We start from the raw sequence: 20,689 nt of genomic DNA, 5'->3' as shown, positions 1-20,689 counted from the left end.
AACCACCATGGCCTGGGAAGCAGTAGCGGACGACGACCAGCTCGACGAGGGCGACATGATGGTCGTCCAGATGGGCGGCCAGCCCATCTGCGTCGTCCGGCTCTACGAGGACGAAGCGGTGGCCGTGCACAACACCTGCACCCACCAGCAGCAGCCGCTCAACGAGGGCTACCTGCAGGAGGACGACTCCCTCATCTGCCCCGCCCACAACTCCCGGTTCGACCTGCACACCGGCGTCCCCACGGGCGTCCCGGCCGTCGACCCGATCCCGACCTACGCGTGCAAGATCGAGGACGGGGCGATCTGGGTCGACTTCGAGCAGCAGACCAACGACGCGGCCATCCCGCACAAGCCGTACTACACGTGAAGACCGCGCCCGCCGCTCAGAGCGAGGACGCGGGCCGCCGGGCGTAGCGCACGCGCAGCGCGCGACCCACCACGGCGCCGGCGGCCCCGACCAGGCCCAGCCCGCTCAGGACGAGCAGGTACGCCGCGAGCCAGACGTGCTTGAACACCTCGAAGTACCCGTCCCCGAGCACCGCCGCCGCGACGAGGCCCAGCGCGGTGACCGCGGCGAGGCCGGCGGCCAGGCACCAGCGCGCAGCCGCGGGTTCACGGTGTCGCCAGCGGACCGAGCTGCCGGCCGCGGCGACGGCGAGCAGCACGAGCGCCGTCGGGAGCCACGCCGGCCACGAGGTGTCGTCGAGGACCTCGCGCAGGGCGGGCCCGCGGGACCCGGACCAGCCGGCGTCGCCGCCGGCGCCGGTGGGCCGCGCGAGATCGCCGGGGCCCGCGGCGAGGTAGGGCAGGTCCGCGCGGGTCGTGGCCTGCAGCCCCACCCCGAGCCCCCGCAGCAGCGCGCCCGGGTGACGGACGAGCGCCCCGTGGGCGGCGGCGCGGGTGGCGTCGGCGTCCTCGCCGATCGCCCGGACCCACCAGTCCGCGGTCGGGAGCGGCGGCCCGTTGAAGAACCCGTCGCCTGTCACGTCCGCGGCCTCCGGCGGCAGATCGAGCGCGGCGGGGCCGTCGGGACCGAGCTCGGGCAGCACGAATGTGAACACCACGTCGTGGACGTTCGCGCCGCCGTAGACGCGGTCCTGGAAGTGGACGGCGGCGCCCACCGGCACGGCGACCGCGAGGATCGTGGCCACCGCGAGCGCGGGGCCGAGCCGCCGTCGGTGCCCCACGGTCACCACCGCGCACGCGACCACCGCCGCGACGAGGACCGGGAGGTAGCCCACCTTCGCTGTGGCGGCGACCGCGCCGCCGAGGGCGGTCAGGGTCAGCGCGACGGCGCGGGACGCCCGCTGCCCGGGGCGGGTGACCAGCAGCGCGGCGATCCCGCACGCCACCGCGAGGGCACCGAGCAGCCCGGCGGGCTCGCCGTAGGTGGAGACGAAGAACCGCGTGAACGCCGGGAGGGCCAGCGGGGCGACGGGGACGATCAGCACCGCCGCGCGCCCCGGACCCGATGCCGAGGCCGCCCAGGCCGCCGTCGCCACGACCATCCCGACGAGCGCCGCGTACCACCAGCCCACGGTCGACAGCGCCACCGAGCCGTCGCCGCCGAGCATCGCGGCGCGGAGCACGAGCGCGGCCGACGACGGCGTCGACATGCCGCACGTCGGGCTCGCCACCACGGCGAAGTCGGTGACGACACCGCCCTTCCAGGCCGCGATCCGGTCCACGGTGCGCGGGACCATCCCGAGGCCGCAGAAGAGCCGGAAGCCGTCGCCGTTGTCCTCCACGCCGAACGTCCGGCCCGCCGGGAGCCCGAGGGTCAGGACGACCAGCGACGCCGCGGCGACACCCGCACCGAGGCCGAGCGCGATCCGCCGCGTCCCGTAACGCAGGACCCCGCCCCTCATGACGTCGCGACGAGGGGCCGGACCGCCGACGGGTCGGGCGCGGTGTCCGGGGCCGGTCGACGGGCGCTCACCGCCCACAGGGCGAACGGCACCGCCGCGGCCCCCAGCGTCAGGTCGAGCTCCGCGGCCGGTCCGCCCGCGAGCCGCCGGGCCAGCGACAGCACCGACGGGGCGACCAGCACGGCGGCGCAGAACCAGCCCACGGCGCTCGGCGAGGACGGCCGGACCAGCAGGAGGGCGGCCACCAGCAGCGCCGCCGCCACCAGCCCGACGACGACGATCCCGGCGGTGAGCCCGCGGTCCCCGGTGACCTTCGCCGCGACATGCCACGGCGAGAACCGCGCCGACCCGCCGGCCAGGAACGGGAGGATCAGCAGCGCCCACACCGCGCTCGCCGTCGTGCCCACGAGCACGGCCCGGCGCCACCCCACGACCGCCCCCACCGCCCCGGCCACCACCATGACGACCAGGGCCAGGTGCGGGCGGGTGCAGGTCGCGATCCCCAGCGCCGTCCCCGCCGCCACCAGTGCCCCGATCGACGTGCCCCGGGCGAGGGCGAGGGTCCACGCGGCCGCCGCGACCGCGGGCACCGCGCCGGTCACGAGATCGTCGCCGACCACGAACTCCCGCACGACCTCCAGCCCGCCGAGGGCCGCGCACGCCCACAGCAGGGTCGGCTCGGCGCGGCGCCACGAGCCACGGTGGAGCAGGGGCAGCAGGAGCAACAGCCCGGCGACGTTCTGCCACGCCGCGTCGCCGGTGAGCCACGCGAACGGGGCGGCCATGAGCAGCGCCCCGGGCAGCGGGGTGATCGGGTTGCCGAGGTAGGTCACCCCCTCGTAGGGGTACCGGCCGTCGGCGAGCCGGGCCAGCGCGACGTCGAGGGCGTCGGAACGGTCGCTGCCCACCCCCATCGCGTGCCCGTACGCCGCGGGGAAGCCGAGGACGAAGAGCGCGACGAGGACGGCGACGACGACCGCCACCAGGGTCGGCAGCACCCACGCGGGGCCCCGCGAGACGGCCCGCGTCGCGACGGGCAGGACCACGACGAGCACGACGACGCACCCGGTGGCGTAGACGACGCCGCCCGCGATCCCGCCCAGGTTCGTCGCGGTGTGCCACGAGACCACGGCCAGGATCAGCGCCAGGAGCAGGGACGGGGCCGTCGCGCGGGCCAGGTGCCCCACCCGCCGACGGACGGGGACCCTGGCCTGGAGCACCTCGCCGTCACCGCCCCTCGACGGTCCACGCCGGTCGCGCCCGCCCCGCTGGAGCCGTCCGTGGGGCTCGCGGCACGGTACCGGCGGCCCGGAGCGACCCGTCGGACCACCCCGTCAGACCGTCTTGCCGGTCGTGTCGGCGCGCGACTTGCTGGGCTGCACCCGCTTCGGCTCGCCCGGCATCTTGGGGTACTCCGGTGGGTACGGCAGGTCACCCAGGTCCTGGTCGCGCTGGTCGCGCTCGACCCACTCGAGCACGGTTTCCAGGCCCCGCGGGTCGTCGTGCATCCCGGCGTGGGCGTCGCCGCGCTCGGCGAGCACGCCGGCGGCGGTGAGGACGTCGAAGTCGTCGGGGTCGACGTCGGCGAGGTCGTCCCAGCGCAGCGGCATCGACACCGTCGCCCGGGGGGTGCCGCGCACCGACCAGGCCGAGGCGATCGTGCGGTCGCGGGCGGCCTGGTTGTAGTCGAGGAAGACGCGCTCGCCGCGCTCCTCCTTCCACCAGTCCACGGTGGCCTCGGTGGGGATGCGCCGGCACACCTCGCGGGCCAGGGCGATCACGGCGCGCCGGACGCCGACGAAGTCCCACTCGGGGCGCACCGGCACCATCACGTGGATGCCGCGCCCGCCCGAGGTCTTCGGGTGGCCCCGCAGGCCGGCGTCGTCGAGCACCTCGCGCAGCACCCCGGCCACGCGCACCGCGTCGGCGAAGTCGGTGCCGGGCTGGGGGTCGAGGTCGATGCGCAGCTCGTCGGGCTCGTCGACCCGGCCGCGGCGCACGGGCCAGGGGTGGAAGTCGAAGGTGCCGAGGTTGGCCGCCCACACGGGCGCGGCGGTGACCGTCGGGCAGATCTCCTCGGCGGGACGCCCGCTGGGGAAGCGCACCTCCACCGTCTCGAGCCACGCCGGGGCGCCCTTGGGCACGCGCTTCTGGTAGAAGAACTCGCCGGTGACGCCGTCGACGAAGCGCTTCAGGTGGGTCGGCCGCTCGTAGAGCACGGCGAGCAGGGGCTCGCGGACCGCGACGTAGTGCTCCACGACCTGGCGCTTGGTGATGCCCCGGTCCGGGAAATAGATCTTGTCGGGATTGCTGACGCGCACGGCGAGGCCGTCGACGTCGATCTCCTCCGCCGGGGACTTCGCCACCCGCGGAAGGTTAGGGGACTACTCCCCGCCGGTCACGCCGCTCTCGTCGGCGGTACGCAGCCGGTCGGCCAGGGCCTGCAGCTCCCCGCGCAGCCGGACGAGGTCCTCGATCGGGAGCCCGGTCTCGGCCTGCACGCGCCGCTGGACGGCCATCACCGGCTCGCGGAGGGCCTGGCCGTCGGGGGTGCAGGACACCTCCACGGTGCGCTCGTCCTCGGGGCGGCGGCGGCGCACGACGCGCCCGCGCTCCTCGAGGCGCTGCAGCAGCGGTGAGAGCGTGCCACTGTCGAGGTGCAGCTCGCGGCAGAGCGTCCCCATCGTCACCGGCCCGTGCTCCCAGAGCACCAGCAGCACGACGTACTGGCTGTAGGTCAGGCCGAGTGGTGCGAGGCCCTTACGGTAGGACGCCGAGATCGCACGCGAGGCGTCGTGCAACGCGAAGCAGAGCTGCGCGTCGAGCGTCGTGCACGCCGAGGTGTCCGTGGTCATGCCTGACAGGGTAGGCCTGATCGGCCGGGTCGGGGGGTACCGTAGCCAGGTGAGCCTGTCCGAAGGTCCCTCCGGGGATCGTTTCCGGGGTCGCGGCGCCGGCGAGACGGCCGGGCCGCCCGGCCGGTTCGCCGACGATCTGATCGGACTGGACCCCGACGATCCCGAGGCGCGCGCCTTCGCCGCGCACCTCGACCGCATGGAGAAGGCCAGCCCGTCGACCTTCACCGTCGAGGGCCAGCTGGCCGGGGTTCGCGACTTCGCCGAGTCGGCCAACCGCGCGGACGGCGCCCGCCGATTGGCCGCGGTGGTCCTCGTCACCCTGGTCCTGCTGGGCACCGGGTACGTCATCTTCGAGGCGCTCGAGGTCGTCCTCAGCACGTACTCCTGACGCTCTCCCGACGCTCTCCCGACGCTCTCCTGACTCCGCGGCACGCCCCGCCGCGAGCGCTTAGCCTGGACGCATGAGCAGTGACGCATCGATCGGCACGCCCAAGGTCAGCAAGTCGGACGCCGAGTGGCGCGAGCAGCTCAGCCCGGAGGAGTACGCGGTGCTGCGCCAGGCCGGCACCGAGCGGCCCTTCACCGGCGAGTACGACGAGGTCTTCACCGAGGGCGTCTACTCGTGCCGGGCCTGCGGGGCCGAGCTCTTCCGCTCCGAGACCAAGTTCGCCTCCCACTGCGGGTGGCCGTCGTTCTACGCCCCCTCGGCGGACGACAACGTCATCCTGCGCGAGGACCGCGCGATGGGCATGACCCGCGTCGAGGTCCTGTGCGCGACCTGCCACTCGCACCTGGGCCACGTGTTCAGCGGCGAGGGCTACGGCACCCCCACCGACCAGCGCTACTGCATGAACTCGGTGAGCCTGCGCCTCGAGCCCCTGGAGTCGACGGCCTGACCCGGTCGGGTCGGGGCACGTTACGGTCGTCTCCCGATGTCCGTTGCTCTGACCACGCGTGACCGCCCCCGCCGGGTGCTCCGGGCCCTCGCCCGCCACCTGGCCCCGATCCAGCCCCGCCGGCTGCTCGTCACCGCCGGCCGCCGGCTCACCCCGCGGCACCTCGCCGGCCTGCGGACCGCGCTCGGCGCCCTCGAGCAGGGCAGCTGGATGCGGGAGCTCGAGGTCGACGTCCCCAACCGCGGAGACCGGTTCGACGTGTTCACCGAGATCGTCGGGCGTCTGCGCTCCCCGCGGCCGCTCTATCTGGAGTTCGGCGTCCACGAGGGCCGCACCCTGCAGTGGTGGAGCGAGCACGTCGACGCGCCCGGTGCCCGCTTCGTCGGGTTCGACAGCTTCGACGGTCTCCCCCACGACTGGCACGCCGACGCCCCCGCCGGCAGCTTCGCCACCGGACGCGTGCCCGAGATCGCCGACCCGCGGGTCGAGGTCGTGGCGGGCTGGTTCTCCGAGACCCTCCCGGGCCGCGAGCTGCCCCCGCACGACGAGCTGGTGGTCAACGTCGACTGCGACCTGTACTCGAGCAGCCGTGAGGTGCTCGACTGGCTGGAGGCGCACCTGCGCCCCGGCACGCTGGTCTACTTCGACGACCTGTTCGACCACGACGCCGAGCTGCGGGCGGTGTGGGAGTGGGTGGACGAGCACCAGGACGCCGTTCGGCCGCTGTCGATGGCACGGTGGGGACAGCACCTCCTGCTGGAGTACCGCTGACGGCTGGTCCGACCGGACCAGGCGACGCCCCCGGAACGAGGCAATCCGCCTCCGCGCCGGTGGCTGACACCACCCGCGCAGCGGTGTGCGCGCTCCCGACGATTAGCGTCGGGAGACGGCCCACCGCCTCCGCGTCCAGGAGAGGACCATTGCCGTCGATGACCCGCCCCGTTCGTCCGGGCTCCTCGCCCGACCACCCGCGCCGGCCGCACCCCCTCTCGGCGCGGTTGCCACGCTTCGACGAGACGGTCCAGTACGACGTCATCCGCGACAGCCTGATGCCCGAGGAGCACATCGACGGCGTCTACGCCAGTGAGAGCGCCGGCATCGCGCTGTGCGGGATCACCAACCGCCGCGTCATCCTGCTCGACACCGCGTTCCCCGGTGGCCGCGCGGCGCTCATCACGGCGCCGTACAGCCGCATCACGACGGTCGCGTACGTGTCGAACGAGGACGAGAACATCTTCTCGCGGACGGTCGCGATCCAGATCGGCCGGACCTTCTACGAGGTGACCTGCCGGGGCGAGCAGCAGGCCGCGGAGATCCACGACCTGATCACCTGGCACCTCATCGACTGAGGGCGGGCATCCCGCCCGGGATGCCGGCCCCGCCGGTCACCCCCGCGAACTCCTCGACGCCGATGGCGGCGATGCCGCGATCACGTGCCGCGCGGGCGACGTCACCGAGCAGGGCCGGCCAGGTGCACACGACGGCGTCCACGTCGCGCCCGACGAGCTCGCCGACGCGGGCGGCGATGCGCTTGCACGGGTCGATCGTCGGATCGAGCAGGTGGCGGTCGACGAGGTGGACGTCGACGACACCGGGCGCGTGCTCGGCGAGGAGCCGGCGTGCGGCGTGGACGTGTGCGGCCGCCACATGGAGGAAGCCCACCGTCGCCACGTGCAGAATATGTCACGTCGCGGAGCGTGAGGACAGATTGTGATCGCCGTGCGGCATTCCCGACGAGTCGGACGGCCGTCCCGATCAGGACCCGACGATCAGGACCCGACGCTCAGGGAAGGGACGCTCAGGGAAGGGACGTCACCAACTGCTCCGGGGAGACCCGCGGACCGGTGAAGAACGGGACCTCCTCGCGCACGTGACGCCGGGCCTCGGTGGCCCGCAGGTCGCGCATGAGGTCGACGATGCGGTCGAGCTGGTCGGACTCGAACGCGAGGATCCACTCGTAGTCGCCGAGGGCGAACGCGGGCACGGTGTTCGCGCGGACGTCGGCGTAGCCGCGGGCGGCCTTGCCGTGGTCGGCGAGCATCTGGCGACGCTCCTCGTCGGGGAGCAGGTACCAGTCCAGCGAGCGGACGAACGGGTAGAGGCAGAGGTAGCCCTTGGGCTCCTCCCCCGCGATGAACGCCGGGAGGTGGCTCTTGTTGAACTCCGCCGGGCGGTGCAGCGCCGTCGACGACCAGACCGGGGTCGACGCGCGGCCCAGCGCGGTGCGCCGCAGCGCGGAGTAGGCGGCCTGCAGCGACTCGATCTCGGGCGCGTGCGTCCAGACCATCCAGTCGGCGTCCGCGCGCATGCCCGCGAGGTCGTAGACGCCGCGCACGGCGACGCCCTTGCCCTCCTGCTGCTCGAGCACGCCCGCGAGCTCCTCGCCGAGGGCCGCGCGGTCCTCGGGCAGGCGCGCCGGGTCGGTGCGGAACACCGACCACATGGCGTACCGCACGGTCGAGTTCAGCTCGTCGTAGTTCAGCCGTGCCACGCCCTCCATCGTGCCACCCCCTAGAGCGACTCCTCCGCGCTGGAGACGCCGGGCACACGGTCGGCGCGGAACGCCTCGACGAAGCGGCGGTGGTCCTCGCGCACCACGGCGGCGTACGCGCGGCCGAAGTCGACGAGGTCGGCAACGAACGCGTCCTCCTCCCCGTCCACCACGGCGAGGATCGCGTCCTCGACCTGGCCCTCCACGAGCCCCTGCTCGGCGTCGGTGTCCGACACGCAGTGCGCCCGCGCGGTGGCGCGGCCGAGGTGGTGAAGGACGTCGCGCAGCTCGCGGGGCTCGGTGAGGTCGTCCCAGTCGAGGTCGTCCTCGTAGGGCGAGAGCTCAGCGACGACGTAGCCGACCCCGTCCAGCTCGGTCCAGCCGAGCAGGCGGTCGGCGTGAGCCTGCAGGGCCCGGCGCGACAGCGCGGTCCGGTGGCCGTGGTGCAGGAACCAGGACGCGACCTCGCCGTCGTCCACCACCCGGCTCGGGGCCGCCCGCACCGCCTGCTTCATCGACAGCACGACGTCGTAGTCCAGGGCTTCGTTCGGCCCCTCGATCAGGATGTTGTAGGCCGGGAGACCGGCGCTGCCGATCCCGAAGCCGCTGCGGCCGACGACGTCGTGGACGACGTAGGCCGAGTCCGCCCACCTCTTGGCGGGCGGGATGGTCTCCAGGTAGTCGGCGTAGGCGGCGAGGACCTCGTCGCGCTCGGCGTCGTCGAGCCGCCGCACGCCCGGGCCGTCGCGGAAGATCCGGTCCTCGCCCTCGATCTCGGTGATCGCGTCCAGCAGGCCGCGACGGCTGCTCTCCCGCGCCTGCTGCAGCGCCGCGCGGATCGGGCCGTCGGTGGTGCGGCGCGTGAGGGCGAACTCGCGCTCCCCCGAGCCGCCGGAGAAGGAGCGCACCGCCTCCAGGTAGGCCCGCAGGTAGGCCGTGTTCAGCGCGTCGATGTCGGCGTCGGAGAACGCCTTGGACCAGCCCAGGAGCGCGACGCTGGCCACGAGCCGGCGCAGGTCCCAGGTCCAGGGCGCGACGTAGGCCTCGTCGAAGTCGTTGACGTCGAACACGAGCACGCCGTCGCCGTCGAGGTAGGTGCCGAAGTTCTCGGCGTGCAGATCGCCCTGGATCCAGACGCGCCGGGTGCGCTCGTCGACCCACCGGTCGTCGAGCCGGGCGACGTCGGCGTAGTACAGGCAGGCGCTGCCCCGGTAGAAGGCGAACGGCTCGGCCGCCATCTTGCGGAACTTGTTGCGGAAGGCCGCCGGCGAAGCCGCCATGAGGTCGGAGAACGCCTCCGCGAGCGTGTCGACGATGAACGTCGTCCGCTCCTCGTCGTCCAGGGTGCCGTCATCCCGGGCCCCGAGGGCACCGACGAGATCGTCCATGGGCGCAGTGTGGCCCGGGCGACCTACTCGCGGGCGACCGAGGCGGCCAGGTGGGCGGCGATGCGCCGGGCGGCGGCGTCCGCGGTGGCGAGGCAGGCCGGCACGCCGACGCCGTGCAGGGCCGCGCCGGCGATCGCGAGCCCCGGTAGCGCGGCGACGCCGTCCTCGAGCGTCGCGACCCGCTCGACGTGCCCGACGCCGTACTGGGGCAGGCCGCCCGGCCAGCGCACGACCGCGGTCTCGACCGGCACCTCCTCGATACCGGTGAGCGCGCCGAGGTCGCTGCGGGCGACGCTCACCAGGTCGTCGTCGTCGCGGCGCAGGGCGGCCACCGAGGCCGAATCGCCGTGGCGGCCGATCGACAGGCGCAGCACGGAGGTGTCGTCGGGGTCCTCCCCGGGTGCCAGATGAGGCCACTTCTGCGCGCTGAAGGTGGCCGCCTTGATCGTCCAGAGCAGGCCGTCGGGCCGCCGCTCCCCCGCCCCGACGAGGACCCCGGAGCGTCCGGCGAGCGGGGCCGCGGCCGCCGCGGGCAGGGCGAGCAGCACGAGCGCCGACGACCCGACCTCGATCTCGCCGGCCGCCCGGGCGGCGGCCGGGGCGTGGTCGGCGAGCAGGCGGCGCACGGCCGGGGCCGGGACGGCGAGCACCACGGCATCGGCCTCGACCGGGGGCCCGTCCTCGCCGAGCTCGGCGCGCCAGCCCGTGGCGGTCCGGGCCAGCGCCGTGACCGTGCGCCCCAGGCGGAGCTCGGCGCGGGCGGCGAGGGCGAGGGTGGCGGGCAGGTCGGCGAGGCCGCCGCGGAGGGTGCCGAACACCGGGAGGGGTGGCGCGCCCTCGATCGGTGGCGCGGGCAGGCAGGAGCGCGCCGCGGCGAGCAGCGAGCGGGGGTCGGCGTCGAGCGCGGCGGCCAGCGCCGGCACGGTCGCGCGCACCCCGAGCGCGTCGGCGCGCCCGGCGTAGACGCCGCCGAGCAGCGGGTCGACGAGACGGTCCGCCACCTCGTCCCCGAGCCGGGCCCGCACCAGCTCGCCGACGGTGACGTCGCCGCCCGGCTCCCACGCGCCGGGACGGTCGGCGCGCAGCGCGGCGAGCCCGTCGGGCGACAGCGCCCCCGCCGCGACGTCCGGGTCGCCGGGCACGCCCATGACCGTGCGCGGCGGGAGCCCGACGGTGCGGCCGCCGACGCGCAGCGCGGAGGTCGCGGACCCCGGGTGCACGAGCTGGTCGTCGAGGCCGAGCTCGGCGATCCGCGCCGCCGCCTCGGGACGCCGCGCCAGGAAGGCCTCGGCGCCCGCGTCGACGCGACGGCCGCCGATCTCCAGCGCCGAGAGCTTGCCGCCCAGCGACCGCGCGGCCTCGACGACGACGATCTCGGCGTCGGCGCCCAGGAGGGTGCGCAGGCGGTGCGCCGCGGCCAGGCCCGAGACCCCGCCGCCGACGACGAGGACGCGGCTCACGGACCGGCTGGCACGGGTGTCTCGTGCACCAGATCGACGACCCGGGCGAGCACGTCCGGATCGGTCTCGGGGAGCACCCCGTGGCCGAGGTTGAACACGTGACCCTCGGCGGTGGCGCCCTCGGCGAGGATCCGGCGGACCTCGCGGTCGACGACGTCCTGGCCGGCGAACAGCAGCGCCGGGTCGAGGTTGCCCTGCAGGGCCCGGCCCGGCCCCACGCGGGCGGCGGCGACGTCGAGCGGCAGCCGCCAGTCGACCCCGACGACGTCCGCGCCCGCCTCGCCCATCGCCCCCAGCAGCTCGCCGGTGCCGACCCCGAAGTGGATGCGCGGCAGGTCGGTGTCGGCCAGCCCCTGCAGCACGCGGGTGGAGTGCGGGAGCACCAGCTCGCGGTAGTCGCGCTCCGAGAGCGCGCCGGCCCAGGAGTCGAAGAGCTGCACGGCGTCGACGCCGGCGTCGACCTGGGCGCGCAGGAACGTCAGCGTCGTGTCGGCGAGGGTGGAGCACAGCGCGTGCCAGGTGTCCGGCTCGGCGTGCATCAGCGCCTTGGTGCGCTCGTGGTTGCGGCTCGGGCCGCCCTCGACGAGGTAGGACGCGAGGGTGAAGGGCGCGCCGGCGAAGCCGATGAGCGGGGTGTCGCCGAGCTCCCGGACGAGGAGCCGCACCGCGTCGGCCACCGGCGCGACGCCCTCGGCGTCCAGCGCCGGCAGGGCGGCGACGTCGGCCGCCGTGCGCACCGGCTGCTCCACGACGGGCCCGGTGCCCGCGACGATGTCCACCCCGACCCCAGCGGCCTTGAGCGGCACGACGATGTCGGAGAACAGGATCGCGGCGTCGACGCCGTAGCGGCGGACGGGCTGCAGCGTGATCTCGCAGGCGAGGTCGGGGGTCAGGCAGGCCTCGAGCATGCCGGTGCCCTTGCGGAGCTCGCGGTACTCGGGCAGCGAGCGGCCCGCCTGGCGCATGAACCACACGGGGCGGCGCGAGGGGCGCCCGCGGTTCGCCGCCACGAGGAACGGCGCCTCGGGCAGATGGCGTCGCCCCGAGGTGACCGCCGTGCTCGCCGTGCCCGTCCCGGTCGTGCTCCCTGCCGTGCCCATGGTGCCCTCATCGTCCCACGCCCGCGGTGTCCTCCGCCGCCGGGAGCGAGGGACGCCCGGACTGCGCAGGAGGAGCTGGAGGACGCCCTCGCTGCCCGCCGGGTGGGACGCGCGGGTCGGGTGGTGGACGAGGGACGCCCGGGACCTCTCGGCGTGGGAGGTGCCGGAAAGAACCCGTTCGGCCTACTGTCGTCGAGGTGACGGCGCCCACCACCCACCCCGAGACGTTCCGGCGCGCGGTGGAGTCCCTCGCCGATCTCCGGACACGTCCCGAGATCGAGCTGCGGACGATGCGCCCCCCGCAGCGCCTGGCGCCGTACTCGGCGGCCTGGAGCGCCGAGGTCCTCGCGGGCCCGCCCGCCCCGGCCGCGAGCGAGGTGGACGACGCCGAGGTCGTCGTCACGGGGCGTCTCGTGCTGCTGCACGACCCCGAGGGCCAGGACGCCTGGGACGGCACGCTGCGCGTGGTGACCTTCGTGCGCGCCGAGCTCGACCCCGAGCACGCGGGCGACCCGTTGCTGCCCGAGGTGGCGTGGTCCTGGCTCACGGGCGCCCTCGAGGACTCCGGGGCGGCCTGGACCGCGCTCGGCGGCACGGTGACCCAGACGGCCTCGGTGCGCTTCGGCGACATCAGTGGCCCGAGTCACGCCACCGACCTCGAGCTGCGGGCCTCCTGGACGCCCACCGAGGACGTCCTCACGGCGCACGGCCATGCGTTCGCGGGTGTCCTCGCCATCGCCGCGGGACTTCCGCCGGAGGGCGTGACGACACTCGGTGCGCGTCGCGCCGGACGATCCGGCTGAACATTTTTTCCGGTACTACCGGTATCGCTCCCGCAATTTCAGCAACCCCTTGCAGGTCATCGCGCCTTTGCGATGGGATGCACAGGGAGGCGTCCGATCAGCCCGACCCGGCTCCACCCGTCACGCGTCCACGTTGGGTCGTTGGTTGCAGCCAGGCTGTGCCGGTCGGCGCTACACAGCACTCTCTGTAGCGTCAGTTACACGCAGTGTCACCGAGAGACGATTCCGCGTCGTCTGTCCACTCCAAAGGGTGACCGCAGCCCCGTAACGCACGAAACTCCACCGAGCGAAGTTGGCCCTGATGCTCTCGTTAACTCGCCCGGGGGGATATCTTCTCTCGCACGCACTTCCTCGTCCGATCGGCGGCGCGGTCGATGGTTCGAGGGCCCGGTGCGGAATGTCGGGGGGCAAGACCGACTTCTAGGAGGTACTCGACGTGGCAACCGTGGGCCCAGGCATGGCCCTTCGCGGCGTCGCAAGCGGCTTGTTGCCGCCGGCCATGGTCCCGCATCCGCGGGAAGAGATGTTCTCTGTCCTGGTGGTCGACGACCACCCGTTGCTGCGCGAGGCGATCGCGCAGCGGCTCTCCTCGATGGGCGCGGGCACCGTCCACGAGGCGGCCTCGATCTCCGAGGCCCGCACCCGAGCGCTGGCCAGCGGGCCGTGCGATCTCGCGATCCTGGATCTCGGTCTGCCGGACGGCAGTGGCCTGGACCTGATCGCCGAGCTCCGCGCGCAGGGCTGGAACCGTGTCGTGGTGCTTGCGGCCTCCGACGACCCGTCGGCGGTGCGTGCGGCCTTCCAGGCCGGCGCCCAGGCCTACCTGCTCAAGTCGGCGTCTCCCGGCGTCGTCACCGATGGCGTGCGGCGTGTGCTCGAGGGCGGCCTCTACGCCGACCCCTCGGTCGCCCCGCTGCTCGCGGCGGGCACCCGGGTGCCGGCCACGGACAACACCCCGCGGGAGCTGTCGGCCCGTGAGGTCGAGGTGCTCCAGCTGGTCGCCGACGGGCGGTCCAACAAGGAGATCGGCGACGCGCTGAGCCTCTCGGCGCTGACGGTCAAGAGCCACCTCTCCCGCATCGGGCGCAAGCTCGGGACGGGCGACCGGGCACAGATGGTCGCGCTGGCCATGCGGGCCGGCGTCATCCGCTGAGCGCGAGGGCACGGGGGTCGGCCCGCTCCTCCCCGGAGCGGCCGACCCCGGCCAGCCGGTCCACGGACCCCGCCGGGAACGCCGGTGGGGTCCGTGGCCGCGCTCCGGGGGCCCCGAGGGGACCCGACACACCGTCGAGATCCACTCCTGTCCCTGCGCCGGACGCCGCGAGCGGGCAGACTCCACCGTCCGTGACGGCCAACACTTCGCAGAGCGACCAGGCCGGGGCTCCGGATCGGGCAGGGACGCAGACCGGGGACCGGCCCGAGCCCGCCGAGGACGCAGCCGTCGACCTGCTCGAACCGGCCGAGGGCGTACCCCCGCTCGTCGAGGACGCCGCGGCGCTCTCGGACGTCGCCGCTCGTCTGGCCGACGGCAGCGGTCCCGTCGCGGTGGACGCCGAGCGGGCCTCGGGCTACCGCTACTCGGCCCGCGCCTACCTGGTGCAGCTGCGCCGCGAGGGCGCCGGCTCCTTTCTCGTCGACCCCATCGCGTGCGGCGGCGACCTCTCCGTGCTCGGCGACGCCCTGCGCGGCGTCGAGTGGGTGCTGCACGCCGCCTCCCAGGACCTCGCGTGCCTGGCCGAGGTCGGCATGCGCCCCGACTCCCTCTTCGACACCGAGCTCGCCGGGCGCCTCGTGGGCTATCCCCGCGTCGGGCTCGGCCCACTCACCGAGCACCTGCTGGGTGTGCGGCTGCAGAAGGGCCACGGCGCCGCCGACTGGTCGCGCCGCCCGCTGCCCGACGACTGGCTGACCTACGCCGCCCTCGACGTCGAGCTGCTGATCGAGCTCCGCGACGCGGTGGCCGCCGACCTCGAGCGCCAGGAGAAGACCGCCTGGGCCGAGCAGGAGTTCGAGGCCGTGCGCCTCGCCCCTCCCCCGCCACCGCGTGCCGAGCCGTGGCGTCGCACCTCGGGGATGCACAAGGTGCGCCGGCCCGCGCAGCTCGCCGTCGTCCGCGAGCTCTGGGAGTCCCGCGACGAGCTCGCGGCCGTCCGCGACGTCGCCCCCGGCCGTCTGCTGCCGGACGCCGCGATCGTCGACGCCGCCCTGCGCGAGCCCGCGGGGCGCGAGGAGCTCGTCGCGATGCCGGTGTTCCGCGGGCGCGCGCAACGCCGGCTCGGCGATCGCTGGTGGTCGGCGATCGCCCGCGCCCGCGCGCTGGACCGCACGCAGTGGCCCGCCGCCGCCGCGCAACCCGACGGCCCGCCGCCCGCGCACCGCTGGAGCGACAAGGACCCGGCCGCCGCCGCACGTCTCGCCGCCGCGCGGGCCGCCCTCGCCGGGCTGTCGGAGCGCACCGGCACCCCGGTGGAGAACCTCGTGACGCCGGACCTCGTGCGCCGTCTGTGCTGGTCGCCCCCCGAGCCCGCCGACACCGAGGCGGTGGCCGCGGCCCTCGCGGACCTCGGCGCCCGGCCCTGGCAGGCGGAGCTCGCCGCTCCCCTGCTCGCCGAGGCGCTGACGGCCCGGCCCGCGCCCGAGCAGACCCCGGGTGACCAGCCGTCCTAGATCAGGAGGGCTGGTACGGCGGCGCCACGCCCCATCCCCACTGCGGGACGGGCGCCTGCTCGACGACCTCGGCGCCGGTCTGCGAGTTGGCCAGCGCGAGCCGGGTGCCCCACTCGACGTAGCCGACGAAGGCGGCGCGGAACTCGGGATCGTCGGGCAGGCCGGCGTCGTCGGCGGCCCGGCTCATGGTCTCGGCGAACCGCCGACGCTGGTCGGGGGTGATGTTGAGGTCCCGGTGGTGGGCGAGCATCCGCTCGTACCCGCCGAGCGACGCCGTGTAGTCCGCCGGGCCGCCGAACACCTCGGCCCACCAGCGGGTCACGTGCGCCCGGTGCTCCTCGGTGACCCCGCCCGGGAAGAGCGGGCTCAGGAGGTCGTCGCGCTCGACCCGGTCGTAGAACGCGTCGATGAGACGGCGGAACGCCTCGGTCCCGCCGGCCCACTCGTACAGCGTCGGTGTCACTGCAACACCGTAATCAGTCGCTCCGTCGGGAATCCAGCGGCAGCGTCACGGTCACCGCGAGCCCGCCCCCCTCGACGGGCTCGGCGGACGCGCGTCCCCCGTGCGCGTGGGCCACGGCGCGCACGATCGACAGGCCGAGACCGGTGCCGGTGCCGGTGCGGCCGGCGCCACGACGGAAGGGCTCGAACAGCTCCGCGACGGTCTCCGGCGAGACCACGGGTCCCGACGACGCCACGGCCAGCACCGCGTGCCCGTCCTCGACCCCGGTGCGCAGGGTCAGCCAGCCACCGTCGACGTTGTGGCGCACCCCGTTCTCGACGAGGTTGCCGGTGATGCGCCCGAGCAGGGCGGCGTCACCGGCGACCCGGGCGGAGGCGAGATCGGTCCGTATCTTCAGGCCCCGGTCGCGGGCCTCCGCGCGCACGGCGTCGAGCGCGATGGGGACGGTCTCGGCGAGGTCGACGGGCTCGGTGGGCACGGCGTCGGCGGCCTCGGTACGCGCGAGCAGCAGGAGGCCGGCGACGAGGTGCTCGGCGCGGCGGGTGGCCTCGCGGATCACCTCGGCCATGCGCCGCAGCTCGGCGACGTCGGCCCCGGGGTCGGCGAGGGTCACGTCGACCTCGGTGCGCAGCACGGCGAGCGGGGTGCGCAGTTCGTGGCTCGCGTTGGCCACGAAGCGGCGCTGCGCGTCGAACGCCGCCTGCAGGCGGTCGAGCATGGCGTCGAAGGTGGCGGCCAGCTCGGCGACCTCGTCGCGGGGGCCGGTCAGCCCGATGCGGGCGTCGAGCGACTCCGCCGAGAGCCTGCGCGCGGCGGCGGTCACCTCGTGCAGCGGGCGCAGGACCCGGCGGACCAGGACCCAGGACACCAGGGCCGCCGCGATCACGACCATCGCGAACGCGATCGACCCGACGCGCAGCACCTCGGTGCGGGCGGACTTCCCGAGCGCGTCGGCGAGCTCCCCGGCCGGCACGCGCACGCCGTCGACGGTGACGGGTGTGTCGGGCGGGAGCTGGGGAACACCCGCGGCGACCTCGCCGACGAGCATCCAGCCGAGCCACACCATCACCACGGCCACGACGGCGACGAGGCCCGTCGCGACCAGCGTCAGCCGGACCCGGAGCCCGGGTCCCCGGCGCAGGGCGGGCGAGGCGGCGGACACGGCCGTGACGCTACGGGGCGCCCGGAGGCGGCCCCGTGAAGGGCTCGAGCAGCCCTAGACCACCGCGGGCGACCCCGCCGGAACCCGGTAGCCCGAGCCCACGACGGTGTCGATGATGCCCGGCTCGCCGAGCTTCTTGCGCAGGGTCATCACCGTGACCCGCACCGTGGTGGTGAACGGGTCGGCGTTCTCGTCCCAGACCCGCTCGAGCAGCTCCTCGGAGCTGACCACCGCGCCACCCGCGGCCATGAGCACCTCGAGCACCCCGAACTCCTTGCGGGTGAGCTCGAGCGCCGAGCCGCGGCGGGTCACGGTGCGCTTCGCCGGGTCGAGCACGATGTCCGCGGAGCGCAGCACGGGCGGCACTGCGGGGGTGGCGCGCCGGCCGAGGGCACGGACACGCGCCACGAGCTCCGGGAAGTCGAACGGCTTGGCGAGGTAGTCGTCCGCGCCGAGCGCGAGACCCTCCACCTTGTCGCGCAGCGCGCCGCTCGCCGTCAGCATGATGACCCGCGTGACGTCGCCGACGATCTCGGCGCACAGCTCGTCACCGGAGCGTCCCGGCAGGTCGCGGTCGAGCACGACGACGTCGTAGCGCGTCACGCCGACCTTCTCGCTGCCCTCGTCGCCGTCGTACGCGACGTCGACCGCCATCCCCTCGCGGCGCAGGCCACGGGCCAGCGCGTCGGCCAGGGCCTGCTCGTCCTCCACGATCAGTACTCGCACATCTCCACGGTGCCACAGGTCTCCTGAGCAGCCGCTGAGAATGAAGGCTGAGAAACGAACGCCGCCCTCAGCGCGCGACGGTGTCCGCGTCCGGCACGAGCGTCGTGTCGCGCCCCGAGACCCACTCGGTGACGCGCCGGGCGACGTCGGCGTCGGTGAGACCCGCCTCGGCGAGCACCTGGCCGCGCGAGGCGTGGGCGAGGAACTCCTGCTCGAGGGCGAGCCGGCGCACGGGGACGTCGACCTCGGCCGACGCGAGGGCGTCGGCGAGCGCCGAGCCGACGCCGCCGTGGCGCCCGCCGTCCTCGACGGTGACCACGAGCCGGTGCTCGCCGGCCAGCGTCACGAGCGCCTCGGGCACGGGCTGCACCCAGCGCGGGTCGACGACGGTGACGCCGATCCCCTGGGCGGTCAGCCGCTCGGCCGCCTGCACCCCGAGCTCGCCGAACGCGCCGACGCACACGAGCAGGACGTCCGGGACGTCGGGCACGGCGCTGTCGGGCAGGCGGTCCACCGCGGTGGGCCGCGGCGCGGCGCGCGACGGACGGCCGGGCTCGGCGAGGACGTCGACGCGCCCGGGTCCCTCGGCCGGGCCGAGCGTGCGCACCGCGGGCACCGCGGCGGGGACCGCGCCCTTGGACCAGCGCAGGGCGGTCGGCCCGTCGTCGATGCCGACGGCCTCGCGCAGCTCCTCGCGCAAGGTCACCGCGTCCCGGGGCGCGGCGACCCGCAGGCCGGGCACGATCCCCAGGATCGAGAGGTCCCACATGCCGTTGTGGCTCGCGCCGTCGCTGCCGGTGACCCCGGCGCGGTCGAGCGTGACGGTCACGGGCGCGCCGTGCAGCGCGACGTCCATGAGCAGCTGGTCGAACGCCCGGTTGAGGAACGTCGAGTAGATCGCGACCACGGGGTGCAGGCCGCCCGCGGCGAGCCCGGCCGCCGAGGTCATCGCGTGCTGCTCGGCGATGCCGACGTCGAACAGGCGCTCGGGGAAGGCCTCGCCGAAGGGCGTCAGGCCGGTGGGCCCCTGCATCGCCGCGGTGATCGCGACGACGTCGGAGCGCTCGCGCCCGAGCTCGAGCATCGACTCGGTGAAGACGGCGGTCCAGTCGCGGGGCTTGGGCCCGACCGGCAGCCCGGTCTCGGGGTCGAGCGGCCCCGGGGAGTGCATGAGGTCGGCCTCGTCGGCCTCGGCGGGCGCGAACCCCCGGCCCTTCGCGGTCACCGCGTGCACGACGACCGGGCCCCCGAAGTCGCGGGCGACCCGCAGGGCGTGCTCCATGGCCTCGACGTCGTGCCCGTCGACGGGGCCGAGGTACTTCAGGCCGAGGTCGGCGAACAGCGGCTGCGGGCTCAGGGCGTCCTTCATCCCGGCCTTCGCGGCGTGGAGCGCCGAGTACAGCGTCGGCCCGACCAGCGGCAGGCCCTGCACGGCGCGCTTGCCGTGCTCGAGGGCCTGCTCGTAGCGCGGCAGCAACCGCAGCGCCGTCAGCTTGCGCGACAGCCCGCCGATCGTCGGCGAGTACGAACGCCCGTTGTCGTTGACGACGATCACCACGGGCCGGTCGGGGGCCGCGGCGATGTTGTTCAGCGCCTCCCAGCACATCCCGCCGGTGAGGGCCCCGTCCCCGACGACGGCCACCACCGAGCGGTCGCGCCCGGTGAGCGCGTCGGCCTTCGCGAGGCCGTCCGCCCACGACAGCGCGGTGGAGGCGTGGGAGTTCTCCACCAGGTCGTGCTCGCTCTCGGTCCGGCTCGGGTAGCCCGAGAGCCCGCCGACCTGCCGGAGCCCGCCGAAGTCGCCCGCGCGGCCCGTGAGGATCTTGTGGACGTAGCTCTGGTGGCCCGTGTCGAAGATCAGCGCGTCCCGCGGGGAGTCGAAGACCCGGTGCAGGGCGAGCGTCAGCTCCACCACACCCAGGTTCGGCCCGAGGTGCCCGCCGGTGCGGCACACCCGGTCGACGAGGAACGCGCGGATCTCGGAGGCGAGGGCGACGACCTCGTCCGTGTCGAGACCGCGCAGGTCCGCGGGGGTGCGGACACGGTCCATCAACGTCACGGGGTCACCTCTGCTCCGCCGGGGGTCAACGGCCCGCCCAGTCTACGGACGCGCGGACGGGGCGCAGTTCGCCCGAATCGTCGTCGACGGCGCGACCATCAGGTTCGCGGGCGGCGGGCGACGTAGACCACAGCCGGGGGGATGTTCGCCATCACCGTGCGCGTGACGACGACCTCCTCGAAGTGCGTCTCGAGGTTGCGCTGCACCTGCTTCGCGGCCGGGAAGAAGCGGATCCAGGCGTGGGCGAGCTGGGTCACCGCACCCCCCGGGGCCGCGAGCCGGGCCAGCGGGCGGAAGATCGTGCGGTCCTTCGGCGACGTGACCAGCCAGGGCAGGCCGGAGACGGTGAGGTCGGTGCGCACCCCCTCGGCGAGCAGGCGCTCGACGACGGCGTTCGCGTCGTCGCAGATCACCTCGACCTTCGGGTGGCGCTCCTGGAGGACGGCGGCCATGCGGGGGTTGAACTCCACCGCGATGTGCCGGCCCCGTCCGCCCAGGCGCTCCTGGATCACGTCGGTGACCTGGCCGGTGCCGGCACCGAGGTCGAGCACCACCGGGTCGCCCGTCTCGGGCAGCGGCGCCGCGGCCTGGCGGCAGAGGGGCGCGAAGCTGGGGAACAGGGCGGCGACGTGGAGCGGGTCGCGCAGGAACTCGCGGGCGAACGCCTGGATCTCGGTCACGCCTGGATCTCCTTCACGAGGGCTCGCCGGCCCCGGGTTCTGAGGGGTGGTGACGAGCGGGGGGTGGT

The 20,689-nt window shown here is 74.8% G+C and carries 22 protein-coding genes; 8 read left to right on the top strand and 14 right to left on the bottom strand.

Annotation, left to right across the window (positions count from 1 at the left end; translation table 11 throughout):
• The first annotated feature begins 7 nt into the window (after positions 1-7).
• Positions 8-367, top strand: a complete 360-nt coding sequence (locus PH189_RS13485) for a Rieske (2Fe-2S) protein (RefSeq protein WP_274189301.1) — start codon at positions 8-10, stop codon at positions 365-367.
• A 16-nt stretch (positions 368-383) separates the two neighbouring features.
• On the opposite strand, the gene wsfD is transcribed toward PH189_RS13485, so the two are convergent.
• The 4 genes from wsfD to PH189_RS13465 form a co-directional block, all read right to left on the bottom strand.
• On the bottom strand, positions 384-1,868 hold the full coding sequence (wsfD, locus tag PH189_RS13480) for a glycan biosynthesis hexose transferase WsfD (protein ID WP_274189300.1): 1,485 nt from the start codon (positions 1,866-1,868) through the stop codon (positions 384-386).
• Complete coding sequence (locus tag PH189_RS13475) at positions 1,865-3,088, bottom strand: hypothetical protein (RefSeq protein ID WP_274189299.1); 1,224 nt, start codon at positions 3,086-3,088, stop codon at positions 1,865-1,867. The genes wsfD and PH189_RS13475 overlap by 4 nt, the downstream gene beginning before the upstream one ends.
• A 114-nt stretch (positions 3,089-3,202) precedes the next feature.
• Positions 3,203-4,234, bottom strand: coding sequence for a non-homologous end-joining DNA ligase (gene ligD, locus PH189_RS13470; RefSeq protein WP_274189298.1), 1,032 nt, complete (start codon positions 4,232-4,234; stop codon positions 3,203-3,205).
• Between the two features lie 18 nt (positions 4,235-4,252).
• Positions 4,253-4,723, bottom strand: coding sequence for a MarR family winged helix-turn-helix transcriptional regulator (locus PH189_RS13465; RefSeq protein ID WP_274189297.1), 471 nt, complete (start codon positions 4,721-4,723; stop codon positions 4,253-4,255).
• 139 nt (positions 4,724-4,862) lie between these two features.
• Here PH189_RS13465 and PH189_RS13460 point away from each other — a divergent pair, with 139 nt between their 5' ends.
• The 4 genes from PH189_RS13460 to PH189_RS13445 all read left to right on the top strand — a co-directional run bounded on the left by PH189_RS13460 (position 4,863) and on the right by PH189_RS13445 (position 6,971).
• A complete protein-coding gene (locus tag PH189_RS13460; protein WP_274189329.1) occupies positions 4,863-5,114 on the top strand; it encodes a hypothetical protein in 252 nt (83 codons plus the stop codon).
• 73 nt (positions 5,115-5,187) lie between these two features.
• Positions 5,188-5,622 (top strand): peptide-methionine (R)-S-oxide reductase MsrB, encoded by a 435-nt coding sequence (msrB, locus tag PH189_RS13455; RefSeq protein ID WP_274189296.1) that lies wholly within the window; start codon positions 5,188-5,190, stop codon positions 5,620-5,622.
• Positions 5,623-5,658: 36 nt separating this feature from the next.
• Positions 5,659-6,393: a class I SAM-dependent methyltransferase gene (locus tag PH189_RS13450; RefSeq protein ID WP_274189295.1), complete on the top strand. Its 735-nt coding sequence runs from the start codon at positions 5,659-5,661 to the stop codon at positions 6,391-6,393.
• Between the two features lie 158 nt (positions 6,394-6,551).
• Entirely contained in the window at positions 6,552-6,971 is a 420-nt protein-coding gene (locus PH189_RS13445) for a PH domain-containing protein (RefSeq protein ID WP_274189294.1), read from the top strand.
• Here the strand turns inward: PH189_RS13445 and PH189_RS13440 are convergent.
• The 5 genes from PH189_RS13440 to hemE all read right to left on the bottom strand — a co-directional run bounded on the left by PH189_RS13440 (position 6,961) and on the right by hemE (position 12,061).
• The gene (locus tag PH189_RS13440; protein ID WP_274189293.1) at positions 6,961-7,293 is read right to left on the bottom strand and encodes a hypothetical protein; all 333 of its coding nucleotides are present in this window, start codon (positions 7,291-7,293) and stop codon (positions 6,961-6,963) included. The genes PH189_RS13445 and PH189_RS13440 overlap by 11 nt on opposite strands.
• 127 nt (positions 7,294-7,420) lie before the next feature.
• Complete coding sequence (hemQ, locus tag PH189_RS13435) at positions 7,421-8,113, bottom strand: hydrogen peroxide-dependent heme synthase (RefSeq protein ID WP_274189292.1); 693 nt, start codon at positions 8,111-8,113, stop codon at positions 7,421-7,423.
• 20 nt (positions 8,114-8,133) lie between these two features.
• Positions 8,134-9,501: a DUF2252 domain-containing protein gene (locus tag PH189_RS13430; RefSeq protein WP_274189291.1), complete on the bottom strand. Its 1,368-nt coding sequence runs from the start codon at positions 9,499-9,501 to the stop codon at positions 8,134-8,136.
• Between the two features lie 23 nt (positions 9,502-9,524).
• Positions 9,525-10,961 carry a protoporphyrinogen oxidase gene (gene hemG, locus PH189_RS13425; protein WP_274189290.1) on the bottom strand — a complete coding sequence of 479 codons (1,437 nt, stop codon included), beginning with the start codon at positions 10,959-10,961 and terminating at the stop codon, positions 9,525-9,527.
• A complete protein-coding gene (gene hemE / locus PH189_RS13420) occupies positions 10,958-12,061 on the bottom strand; it encodes a uroporphyrinogen decarboxylase (protein ID WP_274189289.1) in 1,104 nt (367 codons plus the stop codon). The genes hemG and hemE overlap by 4 nt, the downstream gene beginning before the upstream one ends.
• Before the next feature lie 197 nt (positions 12,062-12,258).
• Here hemE and PH189_RS13415 point away from each other — a divergent pair, with 197 nt between their 5' ends.
• The 3 genes from PH189_RS13415 (at position 12,259) to PH189_RS13405 (ending at position 15,531) form a co-directional block, all read left to right on the top strand.
• Positions 12,259-12,864, top strand: a complete 606-nt coding sequence (locus PH189_RS13415) for a DUF3000 domain-containing protein (protein ID WP_274189288.1) — start codon at positions 12,259-12,261, stop codon at positions 12,862-12,864.
• A gap of 436 nt (positions 12,865-13,300) precedes the next feature.
• Positions 13,301-14,017 carry a response regulator gene (locus PH189_RS13410; RefSeq protein WP_378014962.1) on the top strand — a complete coding sequence of 239 codons (717 nt, stop codon included), beginning with the start codon at positions 13,301-13,303 and terminating at the stop codon, positions 14,015-14,017.
• A gap of 191 nt (positions 14,018-14,208) precedes the next feature.
• Positions 14,209-15,531, top strand: coding sequence for an HRDC domain-containing protein (locus tag PH189_RS13405; RefSeq protein WP_378014961.1), 1,323 nt, complete (start codon positions 14,209-14,211; stop codon positions 15,529-15,531).
• Between the two features lies 1 nt (position 15,532).
• On the opposite strand, the gene PH189_RS13400 is transcribed toward PH189_RS13405, so the two are convergent.
• The 5 genes from PH189_RS13400 to PH189_RS13380 all read right to left on the bottom strand — a co-directional run bounded on the left by PH189_RS13400 (position 15,533) and on the right by PH189_RS13380 (position 20,621).
• The gene (locus PH189_RS13400) at positions 15,533-15,994 is read right to left on the bottom strand and encodes a group II truncated hemoglobin (protein WP_274189286.1); all 462 of its coding nucleotides are present in this window, start codon (positions 15,992-15,994) and stop codon (positions 15,533-15,535) included.
• Positions 15,995-16,007: 13 nt separating this feature from the next.
• Positions 16,008-17,156, bottom strand: a complete 1,149-nt coding sequence (locus tag PH189_RS13395; protein WP_274189285.1) for a sensor histidine kinase — start codon at positions 17,154-17,156, stop codon at positions 16,008-16,010.
• 54 nt (positions 17,157-17,210) lie between these two features.
• Positions 17,211-17,882, bottom strand: coding sequence for a response regulator transcription factor (locus tag PH189_RS13390; protein ID WP_274189284.1), 672 nt, complete (start codon positions 17,880-17,882; stop codon positions 17,211-17,213).
• Positions 17,883-17,949: 67 nt separating this feature from the next.
• Positions 17,950-19,941, bottom strand: a complete 1,992-nt coding sequence (dxs, locus tag PH189_RS13385; RefSeq protein WP_274189283.1) for a 1-deoxy-D-xylulose-5-phosphate synthase — start codon at positions 19,939-19,941, stop codon at positions 17,950-17,952.
• Between the two features lie 98 nt (positions 19,942-20,039).
• A complete protein-coding gene (locus tag PH189_RS13380; protein ID WP_274189282.1) occupies positions 20,040-20,621 on the bottom strand; it encodes a class I SAM-dependent methyltransferase in 582 nt (193 codons plus the stop codon).
• Between the last annotated feature and the right edge of the window lie 68 nt (positions 20,622-20,689).

Origin of the sequence: Actinomycetospora chibensis, assembly GCF_028737215.1 — a bacterium.
Taxonomy (GTDB): Bacteria; Actinomycetota; Actinomycetes; order Mycobacteriales; family Pseudonocardiaceae; genus Actinomycetospora; species Actinomycetospora chibensis.
Note: the sequence above shows the minus strand (reverse complement) of the source record. Positions and strands in the feature narration are given on the sequence as shown.